Origin of the sequence: Paenibacillus periandrae (assembly GCF_022458865.1) — a bacterium.
GTDB lineage: Bacteria > Bacillota > Bacilli > Paenibacillales > NBRC-103111 > Paenibacillus_S > Paenibacillus_S periandrae.
This window is the reverse complement of sequence record NZ_JAJNMU010000006.1, coordinates 84,455-105,740: the sequence shown is the minus strand read 5'-3', so window position 1 is coordinate 105,740 and position 21,286 is coordinate 84,455. Positions and strand designations below refer to the sequence as shown.

The following is a 21,286-nucleotide window of genomic DNA, read 5'->3' as shown; positions in this document are numbered from 1 at the left end:
TGTTCACAAATTCAATATAGTAAAAGCACGACACGAATAAAATAGTCCATTTCTGACCCCATTCGCCTAGTCTATACTAGCCTAAGGTTATGAAGTCAATAATGGACTTTACAGGTAAACAATTGTACAAATCTGATATGATATGCGATTTATGTCTGAGCTTTTTTAATATATTTCTTGGATATCCAGCTTTTTATTCGTATTTTCTGTGCGATATTGGCCAGGAGGAACCCCTTCATGCTTTTTGAAAATGCGGATAAAGCTGGCTGTATTATGATAACCTACCATTTGGCTAATTTCGGTCACACTGTGATCTGTGGTTACCAGGAGCATCTTGGCGTGCTTGACCCGCATGGACAGCAAATACTCCATGAAATTTAACCCAACAGCTTGTTTGAATAATCGACTCAGATAGGAGGGATCAAGTCCCAGTTGCTCGGCTATGCCGTTTAAAGAGATTTCTTTATCATGATTAGTTTGAATATATTCAAGAATTTGCTCAACAGGTGTGCGATTTCTGATCGTTGGACCATGCGAGGCACTAGAAATAATCCGGTTCGCTGTTTGTTCCATCCATTCGATGATTTCATCCAACGTCTCCAGCTTCATCAAGGAGTCATGAAGGTCCTGCGGAACCTCAGGTGTGGGTATATTTGAATCCGCTGAATAATGTACCATCACCATAACAAGCTCCTGAAAGGTATGGCGGATGAGGGTCATAGGGCAGCCATCCAGCTTTTTGATCATCGTCTTCAATTGATCCAGGCACCATTTCACCTTATTCAAATCAGCTTCCTTAATGGCAGCAGAAAGTGAGGTTTCTATTTCCTTGCGTTCGTTATACATGAGCATAATGTAGGGTTGATTGCTTTGAACATGCCAGATGGGAATCAAAGCTTTATGTCCCTTAAATATCCGAAATTCCAACGCCTGAAGCGCCTGGTTATAAGATTCAGAGATGTAGCCCAGATCACTATGGATATCGCCAATACCAGCGCTTATGGTCAGCTCCAGGTAGCTATGGATATATTGACAAATCGTATTCACAACATGCAATACATTGGATCGGGCTAGCGAGATTGGGGTTTCGGACGTTAAATTACATAAAATCACCACATCCCGACCTTTGAAAAGCGTAAACAGCACATTAAATTTACCGTGAAGCTGTTCCTCAGCCAGCTTGCAGATGAAATATCCTAACAGACTTTGATCAGCTGGCTTATATTTGTCCTTGAATCCAAGATAGTCGTCAATCCTTACAACTATTACGAAAATCCCATGGCTGCTCACTTCAATTCCAAGCTCTTGCAGCTTCATCAATCGATCCTCAGTGAAAACTGTATGTTCGATCAGCAATTGCTGTAAAAAGTTTTGTCGCAGCATCATCTCGCTTTGCTCCAGCCGCTGCTGTAAAATCGTGTCCTGCTCCATAATCGTATTGAATTCGGAAATTAAATATAAAAACTCGTCCTGCTGCTTTTCTTGGCGATTGCTCTTATTACGGCCAACCATAATGGTTAAAGTAGCTATATAGCTTTGGATTTGTCTGGCCTTTCTAAACACATAGTACATCAAACCGAGAGTTGCAAGCAGGACTGAGATGACAACCAGATTGTAAACCTTACTGGATTCTGTATGAAAAGGCATCGCATAAACATATTTCCAATGGGACAAAGAGGAAGGGTTAACCCTGAAGCCATATACGGAATCTTCAAGCCTTCCTTGAAACGAAGTAATGTTTGATAGCGCTTTCGTGCGAGCTGGGCCAAAAACATCAGATGGTACGATCGTACCGTTTTTTGTTTCAAACGCGTGTTGTCCGTCCGGGAGAATAATCCAGATTCGTTCTTGATCTCTCTGGACGAAGGGGCTTTTAAACAACTCGGCAGGGTCAAAGCTGACTATGATAGCTCCGTTAATGTCATTACCCAACAGGGGGATCGGACGTATCAAAATAATCAGTGTATGGTTATCAGGTAAGGTCTGCACGATCCATTTTTCATCCTTGCCTATATGGTTGATCTCTTGTGTAATTTGTGCAAAATCAAACTTCCGAACGGCTTGCCCGCCTGTAATCGGGACTTGTACGATTCCCTCTCCCTTGATATAAATAAAAGCGGAATTTACCGAATAGGAAGAGATAAAGCTTTCGCGAAAATTATTGCCGAATTTCTTAATGGCTGGTGAAAGGATAGTAAGGTCCTCGGCTTCGAGCTTATTGGAAAGCTCAGTAGTATTGGCTAACTGAAGCGTCATCGCATTGATATTTCGCAATAAAGCATCCATAAATAGCTTTGTTTCTTCTAATCGTTGGAAGCTGGATTTATCGATTTCATTCTCAGTGATAGAAATCTGAAACCGGTATTGCAAAAAAGAAGTAACAAGAAAGATGATAAGCAGCAGCAGTATTGTCAAGGAAAGCAAGAGTTTAATAAACAGGCTGCGGAACTGTAGACTATGCAATGCTCTACGAATGATAGTAATCATTGATCCAACTCCATGCATTTAGGATTGTGTAATTGAAGTACAGAGCTTTTCTATAATGTAACACATTTCATAGAATAATAGGGCTGACTTTCATGCGGAACAGCAGGTTGTTAAGACAGGCTGCTCTACGTAATAACTTAATAATTGACGCGCAATTTAATTTGTCTTACAATATGACTAATGAATCTTACATGCATCATGCAAGGGGGGATAGGGATGGGAACCGGTCCAAAGGAAGTAACGATGAAATCGATCAAACGGGAAACGATGTCCAAGCAGGTGGTTGATCAGATTATCGAGCTGCTGACGAGTGGACAGCTTCATCCTGGAGATAAGCTGCCAACGGAGGCCGAGCTTACGGATAAGCTGTTTGTCAGCAGACCGGTTCTCCGCGAAGCGTTAAGCTCATTGGAGACGATGGGGATGATCCAGAGGAAGACACGAGAAGGCACTTTTTTTTCCAACAAGATTGGCAGTAAGCCGTTTTCGATTATGCTGGCTTTGTCAGCGGGGGATATTCCTGCCGTGATGGAAGCAAGAATGTCCTTGGAGCTGGGCTTGGTCACGATGGCCGCGGAGAAAATTACCGATAGCCAGCTGGAGCAATTGGCTGAGATTTTGCGTGCTACAGCTCTAAGCAAACAAGGCTATGTGGGACTGGACAAGGAATTTCACCGAACGATTGCCTACAGCGCCAACAATCCGATTCTTGAAGGCATTATCGACCCGCTGTTGAATATGTTTGATGAAATTGAGAAGCAAATTCCTACGGTGGATCGTGATCATAGGGCGACCATGCAGGAGCACCAAGCGATATTTGAGGCGCTTCAGCAGCATAATCCGCTTGCAGCGCATTCAGCCATGTATCACCATCTCAACCATGTCCGATCAAAAGTGTTGAAGAGTCTGGGATAAGCCGACGCGAATGGCATCTATGAAACCGAAATCGTAATAATGAATGAAATCATGAAGGGTGGAGAAATGAACATGAACCAGGTCAGACAATCACCAACAGGAATTTTGGGATTTCCCGTAGCACCAATGAATCAACACGGCAAGCTGGACGAGAAGGCTTTGGAGGCGAATATTCAATTTTTGATTAATGAGGGCTTGTCTTCGATATTCATAGCATGCGGATCAGGTGAGTTTCATGCGCTATCTCACCGTGATTACAAGTCGATGGTTGAAGTGGCTGTTGCTACTGCCAAAGGCAAGGTGCCTGTCTATACCGGAGTTGGCGGTAATATAAGCCATGCTTTGGAATTAACGGAGCTGTCGGCCGAGCTTGGGGTTGATGGATATCTGATTTTACCACCGTATTTGATAGAGCCGGAGCAGGAGGGGCTGTACCAATATTTGAATGCAATTATCCAAAGTACGGACTTGAATGCGATCGTGTATCAGCGGGATAACTGTGTATGTTCTTTGGAAACGCTTCAACGGTTGCTGGAATCTCCTCAGCTTGTCGGTTTGAAGGACGGCTTGGGCAACATGGATTTGAATATTGAGATGACACAAACCATCGGTAAGCGTCTGGAGTGGCTCAATGGGATGCCGATGGCTGAGGTCACAATGCCTGCTTATGTGAATCTGGGCTTCAGAACGTATTCTTCTGCGATTTCCAATTATATTCCGCACATTTCGGCGCTGTTCTTCGATGCCTTGCTGAGCCATAATGATGAGCTGCTCCATGAGCTGTATGAGCATGTGATCCTGCCGATTAACAAAATTCGCAAGCAAAGAAAAGGTTATGCCGTCGCTTTAATTAAAGCAGGTATGGAAATCGTCGGTCATCCAGTTGGCACTGCTGTTCGTGCACCGATCATTCAGGTGGAAAAGGATCATTACGACAAGCTGGCCCAAATTATCCAGGTTGCTTTCGAGAAATTTCCAAAGGCAGCAAAATCATAAACGAAATCACATCCTATACAGCATCATAATTTGATAAGACAAGGAGACCGACCATGAGCAGCCCGACTGAAATTCCGACTTATTTAAACTATATCAATGGACAATGGATACCGGCATCCACAGGTGAAGTGGAGGTTCGCAGCAATCCAGCCAACATTAGCGACAAGCTGGGGACGATCGCTATGTCCTCTCTGGACGATTTAAACCTGGCGGTGTCGAGTGCCAAGCAGGCATCCCGAGCGTGGAAAAAGCTGTCAGGCAGCGCACGTGGTGATTACCTGTTCAAGGCAGCCGCTATTCTGGAAAGCAGAGTAGATGAAATTGCCGAAACGATGACCAGGGAAATGGGCAAAACGTTTCCAGAGGCCAAGGGTGAAACCATGCGGGGGGTTGCCATATTACGCTATTATGCGGGAGAAGGCATGCGTTCAATCGGAGATGTGATCCCTTCGACAGATAGTGAAGCGCTGATGCTGACCACGCGGGTCCCGCTCGGCGTAGTAGGTGTGATCACGCCGTGGAATTTTCCGGTTGCGATTCCGATCTGGAAAATGGCTCCGGCCTTGATCTACGGCAATACCGTAGTCATCAAACCTGCGGCTGAAACGGGAATTACAGGCGCCAAGGTGATAGAGTGTTTTGCAGCAGCCGGTTTTCCAGCAGGAGTTGTGAATTTGATCAACGGCTCGGGTCCTGTCATCGGTCAAGGCTTGGTTGAGCACCCTGATGTTCATGGCATTACGTTTACCGGTTCAGGAGCGGTTGGCAAACGGATCGGACAGTGGGCCCTGGCTCGCGGCGCCAAGTACCAGCTGGAAATGGGCGGCAAAAATCCGGTGATCGTCACAGCCGATGCCAATCTGGATCTTGCCGTGGAAGCCACCATCAGCGGGGGCCTGCGCTCCACAGGACAGAAATGTACAGCAACGAGCCGGGTTATTGTTCAGAGCGAGGTGTACGAGGCCTTTCAAGACAAGCTGCTGCAAAAGGTACAGCAAATTACGGTTGGCGATGGTATGAAGGACGGCATCTGGATGGGACCTTGTGCGAACGAGAATCAACTGAATAAAGTGCTTTCTTACATAGAGAAAGCCAAGTCAGAAGGCGGGAAGCTGGTCGCTGGGGGAAATCGCCTGCAGGGAGATGGCTATGAGCATGGATATTTTGTCCAACCGACGGTTTTCTCAGATGTAACGACGGACATGACGATAGCCCAAGAGGAAATTTTTGGACCTGTGCTTGCACTGATGAAGGTAGATTCCGTAGAAGAAGCATTAGCGCTTGCCAATGATGTGGAGTACGGACTTAGTGCCTCGATATTTACTACGCGGATTGACCATATGTTGTCCTTTATCAACGAGATGGAAGCAGGGCTTGTGCGCATTAATGCGGAAAGCGCTGGAGTTGAGCTGCAGGCCCCGTTTGGCGGGATGAAGCAATCGAGCTCTCATTCTCGTGAGCAGGGACGCGCAGCGATAGAGTTTTATACATCGATTAAAACCGTTTTTATCAAATCCTAGCTCGCGGCCTCACCGTTCTTCCAAACTTGAATAGAAGTGGAGTGATACTATGAATGCTCAACTGACACAGGACAGCGCTCAGGGAACACCGATGATTACGGAAATGCGGGTTATTCCTGTTGCAGGTCATGACAGCATGCTGCTCAATCTGAGCGGTGCGCATAGTCCTTATTTTACTAGAAATGTGGTTATTGTTAAGGATAATGCAGGGCGAACCGGGATTGGCGAGGTGCCTGGAGGCGAACGGATTCGGCAAACGCTGGAGGATGCAAAAGCGCTCGTCATCGGTCAATCGATAGGGACGTATAACCAAATTCTCGGCAAGGTACGCAGGAGCTTTGCTCATCGGGATGCGGGCGGGCGGGGCTTGCAAACCTTTGACTCGCGGATTACGATTCATGCGGTTACAGCTCTTGAGGCTGCATTACTCGATCTGCTGGGCCAATATCTCGGTGTGCCTGTTGCCGCCCTACTGGGAGAGGGGCAGCAGCGCGAGTCCGTGGAAATGCTCGGTTATCTGTTCTATATTGGGGATCGCAGCAAGACGGATTTGCCATATCTGAGTGATCTGGAGGCTGAGGACGATTGGCTGCGCCTGCGGCATGAAGAAGCGCTTACGACATCGTCCATTGTACGGCTGGCTGAAGCCGCGCACAAGCGTTACGGCTTTAACGATTTTAAGCTAAAAGGTGGTGTGCTGCGCGGCTCCGAGGAGCTGGAAGCCGTTACAGCACTGGCTGAACGTTTCCCGCAGGCGAGAATTACGCTTGATCCGAATGGCGCGTGGTCGCTGGAGGAAGCCATCCGGCTGTGCCGCGGCCAACAGCATGTGCTGGCTTATGCCGAGGATCCATGTGGTGCGGAACAAGGGTATTCCGGCCGCGAAATCATGGCGGAGTTCAGACGGTCTACCGGACTGCTAACAGCTACGAACATGATTGCCTGCGATTGGCGGGAGATGGGTCACGCGATTCAGTTAGGCTCGGTCGATATTCCATTGGCTGATCCTCACTTCTGGACGATGCAGGGCTCGATCCGTGTAGCCCAGATGTGCCATGATTGGGGATTGACCTGGGGCTCGCACTCGAATAATCATTTTGATATCTCGCTGGCAATGTTTACGCATGTTGCGGCAGCCGCACCTGGACAAATTACAGCGATTGATACGCATTGGATTTGGCAGGACGGTCAACGACTGACCAAGGAGCCTTTGCGAATTAACGAGGGCAGGATCACGGTCCCGACGAAGCCAGGGCTTGGCATTGACATCGATATGGAGCAGCTCGAAAGTGCTCATCGGCTCTATCTGGAGAAGGCGCTCGGAGCTCGCGATGATGCAATTGCCATGCAGTATCTGAAGCCCGGCTGGAAGTTTAATAACAAGCGTCCCTGCCTGGTTGACTAATAAATAGCGAAAAGGAGGCCAATTGGCGCTCCTTTTTTGTCTTTATCCGTTTATAGGCTTATACTGGAAAGGAAAACCCTTGTTCCATTTTCCCTTATTTAGAAGGAGGACCTTATGCAATCCATTGATAGAAAAGCTTTGGTAAACCGTCATCATCCTATCATCAGAGAACTGAATCCCGTATCCCCCCTTACCGTCGGAAATGGCGAGTTTGCTTTTACTGCCGATCTGACAGGCTTGCAAAGCTTTCCGGAATCGTACCAAATGCCGCTGGGCACGCAATCGCAGTGGGGCTGGCATCAAACGGGAGGCAGCCGGTATACATTGGAGGATGCGCCCATGCAGTCCTTTGAGACCCATGGACGTCAAGTGGAGTATCCATTTGCACCCGGAGATAAGCCGGATATTTTCCACTGGCTGAGACAAAATCCGCATCGTCTGCAGCTGGGACAGATCGGGCTTGTGCTCATGACACCGGATGGCCAACGAGTCGGAATTGACCAGCTGGAGCAAACCGAGCAGCAGCTCAACCTGTGGGAGGGCATCCTGACAAGTCAATTTATGGTATCAGGAGCTTCTGTCAAGGTAATTACCTGCTGCCATCCTGATTCCGATCAGCTTGGGATCCATATCGAATCCCCGTTAATAGCGGCAGGCTTGCTGCAGCTTTCCATCCAATTCCCCTCGTCAACCATGACGGCCAAGGAATGGCGCAGCGCGCTCGACTTGGAATGGCAGCATGAAACACATCGCACAGAATGGGTGGAGGTATCGGCCAGCAGCGGCACATTTGAACGAAAATTGGACGAGGATCGCTATAAAGTCACCTGCCATTGGAATGAGGGTGAGCTGGAGCAGGAAGGGCATCATCAATATCGGGTTATTCCCGGGAAAAATAGCCATTCGTTCACTATTGTGGTCGGATTTATGCCTGATGCAGGCAACCTGACAGCGCTTACTTTTGATGAGATTCGGACTGCCAGTATGGAGCATTGGGAGCATTTTTGGCTGAGTGGCGGAGCCGTAGAGCTTGCCGGCAGCACGGATCCGGGTGCGCATGAGCTGGAAAGACGTATCGTATTGTCGCAATTCGTTACGGCGATTCATTGCGCGGGCTCCCTTCCTCCTCAGGAAACCGGACTCTTATATAATTCCTGGTATGGCAAATTTCACTTGGAAATGCATTGGTGGCATGCTGTGCATTTTGCATTGTGGGGCCGTACGCATTTGCTTAAAAAAAGTCTTGGATGGTACCGGGATATATTGCCGGTAGCACAAAAGCTTGCGCGTGATCAAGGATACCCGGGAGCGAGATGGCCCAAAATGGTTGGACCGGATGGACGGCAAAGCCCTTCCCCAATCGGGAATTTACTCATCTGGCAGCAGCCGCATCCGATTGTGTATGCAGAGCTCTGTTACCGAGCGGAGCCTACGCGGGATACACTGAATGAATTTGCCGACATCGTCCTGGAGTCAGCGGAATTTATGGCTTCCTATGCGCATTGGGATGAGCAGGGTGGACGATATGTGCTCGGCCCGCCGTTGATCCCGGTACAGGAAAATTTTGCTGCAGAGGAAACATGGAATCCGACCTTTGAGCTGGAATATTGGATGCAAGGACTGGAAATCGCTCAGGCGTGGCGTTCACGGCTTGGTATGGAAGAATTACCGGAATGGAACCGGATTATTGAATTGTTATCCGTGCTTCCTGTTCATAACGGTGTATATATAGCCCACGAAAATCGTCCCGATACGTTCCTGACGGATAATACCGATCACCCTTCGATGCTCGGTGCATTTGGCATATTGCCAGGCAAAAAGGCGGATCGTTCGATCATGAAAGCAACCCTGCTCAAGGTGATGCAGGAGTGGAATTGGCAAACCTCCTGGGGCTGGGATTTCCCGATGGCTGCGATGACAGCAGGGCGCCTGGAGGATGGACGTTTGGCGGTAGACATTTTATTGCGGGATGAAGTGAAAAATACATACCTGCCGAATGGCCATAATTATCAGAATACGTCTCTGATGGCTTATTTGCCTGGCAATGGCGGGTTATTGACTGCAGTCGCCATGATGGCCTGCGGATGGGATAACGGACCGGACATCCATGCACCAGGCTTTCCGACCGATGGCACATGGGAGGTTCGATTTGAAGGCTTGTCGAAATGGATGTAAATGCTAAGTTGCAAGTAGGGCATTCATTATGATAATCGAAAAGAGGTGCCAGTCATGAACACTTTTTCTACGTTCCAGCTACCGCAGCAAGTCATCTACGGTCATCATGCTCTAACCCAGTTGGGACTCCAGACGACAAGGCTGGGTAGAACGGCTTTGTTAATCAGTGATCGCATCATGGAGAAAATCGGGGCCATTGAACAATGCCAGCAGCATTTGGAGGAAGTCGGCATTGTGCCTGTTTGCTATTTGGATGTTAATTCGGAACCGACCGACTGGCATGTATCCGAAGCACTTGCTGTTTGTCTGGAGCACCAATGCGATGTCATTATCGCGGTTGGTGGCGGGAGCTGTATAGATGCTGCCAAAGCCGTCTCCGTCTTGGCCACAAATGGTGGACAGCTTGGAGATTATGTGGGTGGTAAAGCGGTGCTATCGGCACCGCCTATTCCGTTGATTGCCATTCCAACGACAGCAGGAACGGGGTCAGAAATGACGAATGTGACGGTCATCATCAACACACTCAACGATGTGAAAATGATGGTCAAGCATGCTGCCTTTCTTCCAAGCGTAGCCATTGTCGATCCTATGCTTACCGTATCAACGCCGCAGAGCGTTACAGCCGCCACGGGAATAGATGCGCTCTGTCATGCCATAGAAGCCTACATCTCCCGCAAAGCGCAGCCGATGACAGATCAATTAGCCCTGTCTGCGATAGCGCTGATTTCCCAAAACCTGCGTAAAGCCTACACGGATGGCTCAGATCTGGGAGCCAGAGAACAAATGGCACTTGCTTCGATGCAGGCGGGAGCTGCTTTCTCTAATGCGTCCGTTACATTGGTTCATGGGATGTCCCGACCCATTGGAGCTATATTTCATGTTCCACACGGTATCTCGAACGCCATGCTGCTTCCCGCGATATTGGAATTCAGTAAAGATCGTGCTATAGAGAGATTAGCTGTTGTCGGACGTTTATTCCGCCCCGATTTATCTCAGCTTTCCGATCAGGAAATGGTGGATGTAGCGATTCAAGAAGTGAAGAGGTTATGTAAGGACCTGCAAATAACGAATTTGGAAGGCTGGGGCATTGACAAGCTGAAATTTCAGGAAGCGGTTTCCAAAATGGCCGTGGATGCTCTGGCTAGTGGAAGCCCTGGTAACAACCCTCGTGTCCCTACGGTAGAAGAAATGATCGAGCTTTATCATACATGCTATAGCTATTCCTTCTCTTAACAGGAATGAAAGGAAAACCGATGTCATACAATGAAGCCAACTGTCACGACAGTTGGCTTGTACGGCATTCTATCGAAGCGAAAAATCATTGCAAATTTGCAAAAACGTGATATCATTTTTTGTAGAACAATAAATAAAGGAGGAGCTATGAAGGAGCTCACTTTCGAATCATGGCAGCAGTACCTGGCATTTATACAGCACAAGTTTATGCAAAAGGGCCACAAGAAAGGTCTGGAAGGTGATGCGCTTGCGGAGTACGTGAATAAGCATGAGCAGAATGCCGCCGTAGTCTGGGCAGAAAATGATGGCGATACGTGCATCAAGCAGCAGGGTTATATAACGCTTCTGGTCTGGAAGGATGAACAGGGTCAACGAAGAATTGGAAGAGGAAGACCGAAAAAGTCGAGCTGCGAAAAGCTCAATCATTCGATCCATGTGCGTCTGGATGATGCAGCTTATGCGAAACTAAATAGCTATTGCCAGGAAAAAAAGCTGGATTTGTCTGAGGCGATACGATTGTTGATCGATACTTTATAGCATTGGAATGTACATGTGTTCAGTAGAGCTGAACGAAGGCAGCTTCGGTGGCAGACATCGTTCAATTGTTATTCTTATAAAGGTGGTTAACGAATCAGCATGAATAGTTCAATTAATAGTACGAAGGCTGCACCCCAGCCGGTCACTCGGGGGAATAAGCTGTGGATGGTGCTTGTGCTTGGTTCTTTGGCAGCCTTTGCCCCTCTGTCCATAGATATGTATTTGCCAGCGCTGCCTGCAATAGCCGGGGAATACAGCACCAGCGCGTCACTTGTTCAGCTCAGTCTTACTTTTTTTCTGCTCGGATCTGCACTTGGCCAATTGTTTGCCGGGCCGATCAGTGATGTTCGGGGCCGTCGGATGCCGCTTCTGGTCGGTCTTGCTCTTTATGCGGTTACTTCGTTGTTATGTGCATTCAGCCCTTCGGTCGAAAGCCTGATCATACTCCGTTTTGTCCAGGGACTGGCTGGCTCTGCCGGAATTGTCATCTCCCGTGCCATTGTACGAGACCTGTATTCGGGAACGGAGCTGACGAAGTTTTTTACACTTTTGATGCTGGTCAATGGGGTGGCGCCGATCCTTGCTCCGATTGCTGGAGGACAGCTTATGAGGGTAACCTCGTGGCATGGCGTATTTATCGTGTTATGTGTGTTCGGTATGATGATGCTTGCTGCGGTGTTCTTCGGTTTACGTGAAACGCTGCCGAATCAATTGCGTTCGAAGGGCGGCATTGGCAACACCTTGTCAACCTTTCGCGGCCTGCTTGTCGACCGTGTGTTCATGGGGTACGCGATTGCGCAAGGGTTAGTTTTCGCAGCCATGTTTGGTTATATATCGGGCTCACCGTTTGTGCTTCAGGAGATTTTTCATGTATCACCGCAAATGTTCGCCGTATTTTTTGGGATTAACGGTGTTGGCATCATTATTGCCGGTCAAATCACCGGCAGGCTGGTTGGCCGATTAGGTGAAACGAAGCTGCTGATCACAGGTCTCGGTATTTCATCTTGCGGTGGTGTGCTGCTGCTGCTTATGATCGTAACAGGTGCAGGCTTGTATGCGATTCTGCCTGCTCTATTTATGGTTGTGTCGAGTGTCGGTATCGTATCATCAACCGGATTCTCATTAGCGATGCAAAATCAAAGCAAGTCCGCAGGCACGGCATCAGCGCTGCTTGGTGTACTCTCGCTCTTGCTGGGCGGCGTCGTAGCCCCGCTTGTTGGTCTGGGTGGAAGCCAATCCGCCTTGCCGATGGGCCTCGTTATTGCCTGCACATCTGTAGGCGCTGTGATCGTATACGTATTTATGGTGCGCCGTAAAGCACCGGTCTCATAAATTCAGAAGGCGCGGCCTGACCAAGCTATCGTTTACAGCGGTCATGAACTGCTGTAATCTATAGCTATTGGAAGGCGGGCGATATTCTTGCAATTTTTTCGAACTTTGATGCCCTATTTGCTGCAAAATAAGCTATTGGGCATATTTTTTATATGCGGTGTTATAGTCGAAGTTATTTATTTGGTTGCAGCACCACTAAGTCTGAAGTATTTGGTAGATGAAGCGTTCGTACCAAAAAATTTTCAAGTTTTCGTTGTCATATTGAGCATTTTGTTCATTGGTGGCGTGTTAAGCATCTGTGCCGGTACCGGTGGTGATTATGCCCTTAACAAGTTGAGCGGGAAGGTCATTCAGAGGCTAAGGACAGAACTTTTTGTCCATATGCAGAAGCAATCGCTTCCTTTTTTTGAAAAGTACCGGGTAGGCGATCTTGTCTCCCGTTTTTCGTCTGATATGGCTTCTATTGAAAGAGTGATTTGTCAAGCGTTTCCCTTTCTTATTAAAGAAGCATTAAGCATTCTGATGGGGCTAGCCATGCTGTTGGTATTAGAATGGAAGCTTACTTTGGCCATGCTGATCGGTTCCATATTGATGTTTATCGGCCCTAAGCTGCTGCAGGGCAGGGCAGAAGCCAGCAATGCCAAGTATAAAGAAGCGCAAGAGCAATTTTCCAATATGATCGATGAAACGGTCAAAGGCTATAAAACCGTTAAAGCGTTACATCAACAGGATAGGCTCCTGCAGCGTGCCCAGGGGCAAATCAGAGATCTGCTCTCTCTTGGTTTAAACATGCACATCCTGAATTCGCTGCTTGAACGGCTGCCGCTAACCGTACTACTTGTGCTGAACGGGACGATGATCGGTTTTGGAGGTTACCTGATCTTTCATGATCAGATGACAGTCGGTGACTTTATTGCCTTCTTTACTTTATTTATGAGTGTTGGTCAATCTGCATCGAACCTCTCCTACTTGATACCCAACCTTATTGATTCCAGCATCAGCTTCAAACGAATAGCGGAAATATTGAATCATCAGCCAAGTGTGCCGGAAGCATCTGACCCCGTTGCTCTGCCACCCCTGGACAAGTACATAGAAATGAATCAGGTAACCTTTGGTTTCACAGAGGGGACGGATCAGATCAAGGAGGTCAGCCTGCGTATTGCTGCTGGCAGCTATGCTGCGTTTGTAGGTCCAAGCGGCTCCGGTAAAAGCACAGCCTTACAGCTTTTGTCGCGTTTTTACGATCCAAGGCAAGGCTCCGTTCGTATCGATGGTTATGATCTGAGAACTGTAAGCGAGGCTTCCTTGAGGAGGCAAATGGACATTGTGTTCCAGGACACGTTCCTGTTTAACACGACAATCCGAGATAATCTGCGGCTTGGCAGCGAACTGCTTACAGATGCCGAGATGATTGAAGCGGCTGAGCTGGCCCGTATTCATGAAACCTTGATAAGCTGGCCAGAGGGCTACGATACGCTGATCAATAATGAAGGAGCGTCGCTTTCTGGCGGGCAGCGCCAGCGAATTTCCATTGCAAGGGCGCTGCTGAGAAATCCGAGGCTGCTGCTGCTGGATGAGGTTACCTCGGCTCTGGACCCTGCCACTGAGGCGGACATCAATCAGACTATCCAACAGCTGAGGCATCATACGACGATTATTTCCGTCACGCATCGATTGTCGTCAATCGTGAATGCAGATGTGATTTTTGTTTTTAAAGACGGCAGGATCGTCGAGTCCGGAACTCATCAGGAGCTACTGCAGCAGTCAGGACTCTACCATGAAATGTGGGAAAAACAGCATGGCTTTATGCTGTCTCAGGACGGGCTTCATGCCACAGTCGATGGACACCGGCTAGCTAAGTTTCCATTTTTTGCTGGAGTTGATTCGCTGCTCCTGCAGGACATTTCCACACTGTTTTCTACAGAAACCTTCAAAGAAGGCGACACCGTCGTCCAGGAAGGGGATCAGGGAGACAAATTTTACATCATCGTTCGAGGCAAGTTCGAAATTCTGAAAAGCTTTCAGAGTGGCAGCTTGCAGCGGGTTGCGACGCTGCAGGATGGGGATCATTTTGGCGAAATCGCCCTATTAAAGGGAATCCCTCGTACAGCCACAGTGAGGGCAATGGGTCCTTCGGTATTGCTATCTGTGAGAAGGGAAGCGTTTCTGGAATTGACCGCGAAGTATCCGCAAATTTTTACCGTTGTGGAGCAAACCTTGAAGGAGCGAATCTAATCGAAAGGAGCGGAACATTATCCATGACTATTTTTTGCAAACGCTGTGCGACCGATGATGACTATGCCAAAGCGAGTCTGTTTATGCTGCAGAATAAGAGAGAACTGCATCCCAGTTTAGGCACCGTGGATATTATTACGCTGCTTTACTATTATATGACTGCTGGCAGCCTGATTATGGTTACGGATGGAGACGAACATATGTTGGCTCTAGGTGCATACTATATGGGTACGCCTGAACAGGAATTTGTGGACAAACAGCGGGTTGTATTAGTCGATAATGTGATCGTAGCCAGATCCTATCGGAGCACTCGTGTATTTATCCGCGGTTTTCGATATTTGATGAGCCAGATTATCGAGGATAATCCGGAAGTAGAAGAATTTCGCTTCGTCGCGCTTTCCGAGAATACGTATTTACAGAAGCTCTATCCCAAGTTTGCCAGCTTCATAGGCAGCCGGGAAGGGACAATAGGTACTGAAGACATATACAGTGTTGAAATTCACAAATTAAGGGCTTTTTTGGATCGATTCGTTCGTATATAATAAAGTTACAAGGAAATACACTTTGCGACAAAGGAGGCGTATGCTATGTTCCCAGTGCCCCCCAGTATACCAAAAGGTTCAAATAAAGGCGGCGGTTTTTCGAGAATCGTGAAAACCAATGACAACCTGAGAGTACAACCTCAATAATGTCACTTCAATTTCGCATTAGTCAATTTGAAATGGATATGGAATTGTATATCGCTTTTTTACTCGAACACCATGACGAACTGAATTTACCTTATTCGTTTGCAATGAAGCTGAGCTTCATCGCCAGTCCCTTGGTCTTGGGTAAAGCTTTGATGATTTTCAATGAAGAGCCCTATGAGATGATCGGGACTGCAGGTTTTGTTTATGGAACAGGTGCCCATGATTATGAGGATCAGCATATTTGTCAGGTGGAGGTAGCCTTTATTCAAAAGGCTTATCGTCGAACCTCTGTGTTTGCGAAGGGTTTAAAAGAATTGGTCCAAGCCATTAAGGCGGATAATGAAGCTGTGCAGCAGGTTCAGTTCTGGACGCCTGTTGATCAGCCCGAGCTGGACAGGCTTTTGGGCAGATTCACTTTACTGCCTCATGCAACGAAGTCCATCGTGAACAATATGGCGTTCTACACCATTCCATTCGATGAACTGGAGTCCTACTGCAACCGATTGCGGGATTTCAGTTAATTGGCTCAAGACATAGGTAAGGACTCAGGTACCCATGGGGTGCCTTTTTTATAATATCGGAATTTATAAGTTTTCAACGAAGTTGAACATTCTGATATTTCAAGAAAAGCATCCTCTAAAACACGAATGTCTCTTCATCGAATAGGCTTCGATCAGAAGCTTTTCTTATATTCACTAAAGCGTCCAGGTGCATTGCAAAATCGCCGTAATTCTCTTATATTTAGGTAAAGCGCTTAATCGTCTGCTTTAATTTGTTTGTGGAAAGTTGGGTATGGCATGAAGGTTACTATCTACGATATTGCCAAGGAAGCGGGTGTCTCTATAGCAACCGTGTCCAAGGTTATTAACCGTGGGGGACGCATAAGCGAAAAGACCCGTAATAAGGTCATTAAAATTATGGATGAGCTGAATTATCAGCCAAGCGTTGTTGCATCGGCTTTGACCGGCAAGCAAACCTATACGCTCGGACTGCTGCTGCCGGATTTGGCGAATCCTTTTTTTGCGGAGATTGCGAGAAGTATAGAGGATCGTGCCCAGGAAATGGGCTTTAACGTCGTCATTTGCAGTACGGATAACAGTCTGGATAAAGAAGAACGATACATTTCTTTGTTAAAGCAAAAAAGTGTTGATGGCATCATTATCGCAACAGGGGTTCGCAATGATGCTCTATTAAAGGAACTGGTTCGGCAGAAGCTCCCCGTTGCACTCATCGCGCGGGATATGCCGGCTGTCGCTGTGGATATCGTGCTGGTCGATGACTTTCAGGGCGGTTATTTGGCAACCTCTTATTTGATCCAAAATGGCCATAAGCAGATTGCCGTCATTGCCGAGGATACCGAAGTAATGAGCAGCAAGGAGCGGATTCGCGGCTATCGGCATGCCTTGGAGGAAGCGGGTATGGAGTTTAATCCTGAGCTGGTGCGCATCAGTGATTTTAGTGTGAAAAGCGGCAAAATAGCTGCAGGCGAGCTGCTGCAGGGATTAAAAGCTTGTACGGCCGTGTTTGCCTGTAATGATTTGTTGGCCATCGGTACGATTCAGGCTGCACGCGAAATGAAGCTGTCCATCCCTGACGATTTATCGGTCGTAGGGTTCGATAATACGATTCTGGCCACGATCGTGGACCCGCCGCTCACGACGATAGCCCAGCCGATTCAGGACATGGGGGCTCAGGTCGTCAATATGATTCTTCGCCATATGAATGGCGGTCATACGATGAATCAGAGAATGGTGCTGCCACCAGAGCTCGTTATTCGCTCATCGGTATCCAAGCCGAGGAAATAAAAGCAGGAAAAAGCTTGTATAGTCGATTCGCTATACAAGCTCTACGGTAATTTCTGTTTGTAAACGTTCTACATCATGAAGATGCACATAACCTGCCCGTTCCGTCAATGCATTCGCTGAAGCAACGGCAGAAGCGTACTGCAAGCAGGTGGGAAACGGGATGTTTTGAGCCGTAGCCATTGCCATGCCAGCGACAAAGGAATCTCCGCAGCCAACGGTATTGACCACCTGAATGGGAGGACCCTGCACCCGATATATTGCTTCTTCATAAGCACTAATCGAACCCGCTGCTCCCAGAGAAACGGTCACACGCGGGATGCCCTGCTGCTGCAAGCGAAGCAAGCCCTCGGCTCGGTCAATATCTGGTTGATCCTCGGTATTGCCCCCAATAAAAGCTCCAAGCAGCGTAGTTACCTCGTCTTCATTAGGCTTCACAAAATCAGGCTGCGCACCTACCCCTTGCAGCAGCGCATTACCACTCGTATCGAGAAAAGCAAGCGCGCCGGCTTGCTTCACAATACGGATCAGCTGTGCGTAGCCATCGGTGGGTACACCCTGCGGTAAGCTTCCCGAGAAGCATACAATACGCGACTGTGCAGCGAGACCAGCCAGCTTGGCCTGGAAAAGCTGCCAGGCTTCAGCCGAAATCCATGGGCCTTGCTCCAGAACCTCAGTCGAAGCGCCGTTTGATTCATCAATCATATTCAAACATAACCGTGATTCTTCCTCGATCTGTACAAAATCATGCTTGATTCCTTGCGCATCCAATTTTTGTTCGATGAACCGGCCATTATGACCGCCAATGATACCAGTAGCTACAACAGGATAGCCCAGCTGCTGAATAACACGGGCTACATTGATCCCTTTGCCACCCGGCTCGGCGTACATCTGCCGTACCCGGGATACCTGTCCGAGTGGAAAGGTGGGTATATAGTAGGTTTTATCGATGGCTGCGTTCAGGGTTACAGTAGTAATCATGAGTGCCTCCTTAGCGGATACCGGACGCTTTACCGATGCTGCCAAGCATCCGCATTTTTTCCATAGCCGCTTCTTTTACGGCCTTTTTGGCAGGCACCATATATTTACGAGGATCATTTTCATCCGGATTGTGCGCGAATACCTGCTTAATGGCATCGGAGAAGACGATGCGTATTTCGGTGGCGATATTCATTTTGGACATGCCCAGCGAGATACAGCGTTTGACCTGATCTTCGGGAATACCTGAGCCGCCATGCAGCACGAGTGGAACCGCTACGCGGTCAGCCACCTGACGGATTCGCTCAAAATCAATATTCGGGTCACCCTTGTAAATGCCGTGCGCGGTTCCAATGGCGGGAGCCAATGTGGGAACTCCGGTAAGCTCAATAAAGCGGGCACATTCCTCTGGGTCAGCTAATAGCGCTTCGTGTTCAGCGACTACGATATCGTCCTCAACGCCCCCAACCTTCCCAAGCTCGGCTTCTACATTCACACCAGCAGCGCGGGCAATGTCCACGATCCGTTTGGTTTGAGCCACATTTTCCTCAAAAGCAAACATCGACGCATCAATCATGACCGAGGTGTAACCTGCGCGGATGCAGTGAATGATCATATCAAAATCGGTGCAATGGTCCAGATGAAGCGCAATGGGAACACCCGAACGATTGGCGGCAGTGGTCGCAGCTGCGACCAAATAGTCAGCTCCCAGATGCTTGACCGTTCCTACTGTCGATTGCAAAATGAGCGGGGAATTCGTTTCCTCTGCAGCATCAACAACGGCTTGCAGCATTTCCAGGGTGTGTACATTAAAAGCGCCAATCCCATAACCTTGGCTGCGGGCAACTTGCAATAAGGCTGTTGATGATACTAACGGCATGGATGATTCCTCCTAAGAGTGTTCCTTCAGGAACACTGACATCGTAAGCATAAGCTGAGTTTTGCGTAACAAAGCTAACGTTAAATTTTTACAACCTGTGTCAAATTGCGCGGCGAATCCGGATCGGCATTGCGGTTCAAGGCTGTGTAATAGCCCAAAAATTGCAGGGCAGGCAAGTAAAGTACACTTCTGGCTTCATCGGAAATGTCGCTGCCTCCTACTTCGAACACAGCATCGGCAAATGAGGTATCCTCACCTTTGTTAGCCGTTAACAGCAGTACAAATGCTCCGTATTCCTGCATTTCGCGTGCAACCTTCAACTCATAATCACGAGCCTGTTCTGACAGCAGCAGACAGACAAGCGTACCTGGCTCAACGATCGATTTGGGGCCATGACGGAACTCCAGCGTTCCATACGCTTCTGTCCATACATAGGACATTTCCTTGATTTTCAAACAAGCCTCCAATGAAAGACCGTACAGTGCTCCCATACCGAGATATACATATTTAATGAAAGATTGCTCACGCACCAGGGTATCAATAAAAGGTTGGGCGGCCAGAACGGTAGCTCCATCCTGCTTCACGACTTGGGCAAGCTCCTCCAGCAGGTCATTGCGGCCTGCGGCTTTGGCAATTGCTGCTTGCATCATAAATGTCATACTGCTGAGTGATTTCGTCATAACTGTGCTCGTTTCTTTCCCGAGTGGGGAGACGAGGCATTCCGCCAGCTTGGCCATCGAGCTTTCCTCATAGCAGGTGATTCCGGCAATTGTCCAGTTGGCAAGCGATTGTACGGACTCCAGCGCCAATACAACCTCAGTCGATTCACCAGACCGGGACACGCCAATGACCAGATAATTGCGATGAGAAGGAGCCGTTTGCTCACGGAACAGCAGCAAATCTGAAGATGGGTAAGCAACGGCGCTTCTTCCCAGCCAGGCTCTGCAGGTAGCAGCCATCGTAAGTGCCTGATAATACGAGGAACCGGACCCGATAAAAATGATCTCTTCAAAAGCAGGGTTATTCAAGTAACGTTCAATCCAATCCTGCTGAAGCTCCAGTTGGTTCCATGCGGCTGAAATCGCCTCGGCTTGTGCGTTAATTTCTGAATAGGTATGTTGTCCTAATGTTGTCATGTTCACAGCTCCCTTCAATATAATGAAATTATAATTCAAAATTATGATTTATTCAATCATTTATTTGATCTTGCAAACAAAAAAGGCCTTGAATCCTTCATCATAGAATTCAAGACCGTTTACGTTTAAGGTCATAGGCTTATTTATGTAATCTTTCTTATTCTGCTGTATATTCGCGATATTGCTCTGCAGTTAACAGCTGGGTTAGCGCTTCCTTGGCATGATCATCGATTTCGAGCTCTACCATCCAACCTCCGCCAAAAGGATCGCTGTTCACATTTTCCGGTTGATCCAGCAAAGTGTTGTTGACCTGGGTTACGACACCCGATATCGGAGCGTATACGTCAGAGACGGTTTTGACGGACTCGATATTTCCGAGACTGGTTGCGCTTAACACTTCGGAGCCAATTTCAGGCAGCTCAACAAAGACGATATCGCCCAATTGGGACTGCGCAAAATCTGTAATACCAATCCGGATCGTATGCTCGCCAATCACCTCTACCCATTCATGCTCCTTACTGTACAGCAATTGATCCTTAACCACCGACATGGCCAGCCCCACTTTCGAATTGTTGTTATATTCGCCTACTTGCGAATAGGATGCTTTCAGACTAAATCAGTGCTGTGGGTCATGTCAAGTTAACTGCTAAAAAAGCGGTCAAGCTGCCAAAATAAGGTTGACAATGAGATAAGCGATAAGGTAATAATGAGTGTATGAAATGAATAGGCGGATGAGAGCATAAGGAGAGACTGACGCACTGACGGCAGCGCCGAAGGAGTAAACCCGAAAGGGTGAATCTCTCAGGCAAAAGGACTTATGCTGGACGCAGCTCTGGAGAGACTTCGGCATCATATGCCGTGGCACCGATGGGGAAACTACAGCTTTCTTTGCAGGTCAGAAGAACAGGTTGTAGGTAACTCTCAGGTACAAAGGACAGAGTGAGAAGCAGGTACGGTCGTTCAAAC

17 protein-coding genes and 2 riboswitches are annotated in these 21,286 nt (G+C 48.0%); of the genes, 12 read left to right on the top strand and 5 right to left on the bottom strand.

The features are described 5' to 3' along the window. Positions 1-165 precede the first annotated feature (165 nt). Positions 166-2,487 carry a helix-turn-helix domain-containing protein gene (locus LRL21_RS11350; RefSeq protein ID WP_240415890.1) on the bottom strand — a complete coding sequence of 774 codons (2,322 nt, stop codon included), beginning with the start codon at positions 2,485-2,487 and terminating at the stop codon, positions 166-168. Positions 2,488-2,703: 216 nt separating this feature from the next. Here LRL21_RS11350 and LRL21_RS11345 point away from each other — a divergent pair, with 216 nt between their 5' ends. The 12 genes from LRL21_RS11345 to LRL21_RS11290 all read left to right on the top strand — a co-directional run bounded on the left by LRL21_RS11345 (position 2,704) and on the right by LRL21_RS11290 (position 17,329). Then, a complete protein-coding gene (locus LRL21_RS11345) occupies positions 2,704-3,402 on the top strand; it encodes a FadR/GntR family transcriptional regulator (protein WP_240415889.1) in 699 nt (232 codons plus the stop codon). A 72-nt stretch (positions 3,403-3,474) separates the two neighbouring features. Further along, entirely contained in the window at positions 3,475-4,398 is a 924-nt protein-coding gene (kdgD, locus tag LRL21_RS11340) for a 5-dehydro-4-deoxyglucarate dehydratase (RefSeq protein ID WP_240416132.1), read from the top strand. 53 nt (positions 4,399-4,451) lie between these two features. Beyond that, positions 4,452-5,918 carry an alpha-ketoglutaric semialdehyde dehydrogenase GucD gene (gucD, locus tag LRL21_RS11335; protein ID WP_240415888.1) on the top strand — a complete coding sequence of 489 codons (1,467 nt, stop codon included), beginning with the start codon at positions 4,452-4,454 and terminating at the stop codon, positions 5,916-5,918. A gap of 49 nt (positions 5,919-5,967) precedes the next feature. Then, positions 5,968-7,323 carry a glucarate dehydratase gene (gudD, locus tag LRL21_RS11330; RefSeq protein WP_240415887.1) on the top strand — a complete coding sequence of 452 codons (1,356 nt, stop codon included), beginning with the start codon at positions 5,968-5,970 and terminating at the stop codon, positions 7,321-7,323. A gap of 114 nt (positions 7,324-7,437) precedes the next feature. Beyond that, a complete protein-coding gene (locus LRL21_RS11325; RefSeq protein ID WP_240415886.1) occupies positions 7,438-9,498 on the top strand; it encodes a glycoside hydrolase family 65 in 2,061 nt (686 codons plus the stop codon). Positions 9,499-9,552: 54 nt separating this feature from the next. Continuing rightward, complete coding sequence (locus tag LRL21_RS11320; RefSeq protein WP_240415885.1) at positions 9,553-10,731, top strand: iron-containing alcohol dehydrogenase; 1,179 nt, start codon at positions 9,553-9,555, stop codon at positions 10,729-10,731. Positions 10,732-10,878: 147 nt separating this feature from the next. Then, positions 10,879-11,268 carry a hypothetical protein gene (locus LRL21_RS11315; RefSeq protein WP_240415884.1) on the top strand — a complete coding sequence of 130 codons (390 nt, stop codon included), beginning with the start codon at positions 10,879-10,881 and terminating at the stop codon, positions 11,266-11,268. 99 nt (positions 11,269-11,367) lie between these two features. Continuing rightward, on the top strand, positions 11,368-12,600 hold the full coding sequence (locus LRL21_RS11310; RefSeq protein ID WP_240415883.1) for a Bcr/CflA family multidrug efflux MFS transporter: 1,233 nt from the start codon (positions 11,368-11,370) through the stop codon (positions 12,598-12,600). 87 nt (positions 12,601-12,687) lie between these two features. Beyond that, positions 12,688-14,835 (top strand): ABC transporter transmembrane domain-containing protein, encoded by a 2,148-nt coding sequence (locus LRL21_RS11305; RefSeq protein ID WP_240415882.1) that lies wholly within the window; start codon positions 12,688-12,690, stop codon positions 14,833-14,835. A gap of 23 nt (positions 14,836-14,858) precedes the next feature. Next, positions 14,859-15,377 carry a hypothetical protein gene (locus LRL21_RS11300; protein WP_240415881.1) on the top strand — a complete coding sequence of 173 codons (519 nt, stop codon included), beginning with the start codon at positions 14,859-14,861 and terminating at the stop codon, positions 15,375-15,377. Positions 15,378-15,523: 146 nt separating this feature from the next. Continuing rightward, positions 15,524-16,045 carry a hypothetical protein gene (locus LRL21_RS11295; RefSeq protein ID WP_240415880.1) on the top strand — a complete coding sequence of 174 codons (522 nt, stop codon included), beginning with the start codon at positions 15,524-15,526 and terminating at the stop codon, positions 16,043-16,045. A gap of 276 nt (positions 16,046-16,321) precedes the next feature. Beyond that, a complete protein-coding gene (locus LRL21_RS11290) occupies positions 16,322-17,329 on the top strand; it encodes a LacI family DNA-binding transcriptional regulator (protein WP_240415879.1) in 1,008 nt (335 codons plus the stop codon). A gap of 30 nt (positions 17,330-17,359) precedes the next feature. On the opposite strand, the gene LRL21_RS11285 is transcribed toward LRL21_RS11290, so the two are convergent. From LRL21_RS11285 to gcvH, 4 genes are all read right to left on the bottom strand, one after another. Further along, positions 17,360-18,307 carry a 1-phosphofructokinase family hexose kinase gene (locus LRL21_RS11285; protein WP_240415878.1) on the bottom strand — a complete coding sequence of 316 codons (948 nt, stop codon included), beginning with the start codon at positions 18,305-18,307 and terminating at the stop codon, positions 17,360-17,362. A 10-nt stretch (positions 18,308-18,317) separates the two neighbouring features. After that, positions 18,318-19,184, bottom strand: a complete 867-nt coding sequence (fba, locus tag LRL21_RS11280) for a class II fructose-1,6-bisphosphate aldolase (protein WP_240415877.1) — start codon at positions 19,182-19,184, stop codon at positions 18,318-18,320. Positions 19,185-19,264: 80 nt separating this feature from the next. Next, positions 19,265-20,320: an SIS domain-containing protein gene (locus LRL21_RS11275; protein ID WP_240415876.1), complete on the bottom strand. Its 1,056-nt coding sequence runs from the start codon at positions 20,318-20,320 to the stop codon at positions 19,265-19,267. A 157-nt stretch (positions 20,321-20,477) separates the two neighbouring features. Continuing rightward, complete coding sequence (gcvH, locus tag LRL21_RS11270; protein ID WP_240415875.1) at positions 20,478-20,870, bottom strand: glycine cleavage system protein GcvH; 393 nt, start codon at positions 20,868-20,870, stop codon at positions 20,478-20,480. Between the two features lie 181 nt (positions 20,871-21,051). Beyond that, a riboswitch (glycine riboswitch) is annotated at positions 21,052-21,147 on the top strand. 3 nt (positions 21,148-21,150) lie between these two features. Further along, positions 21,151-21,260: riboswitch (glycine riboswitch) on the top strand. Positions 21,261-21,286 lie beyond the last annotated feature (26 nt).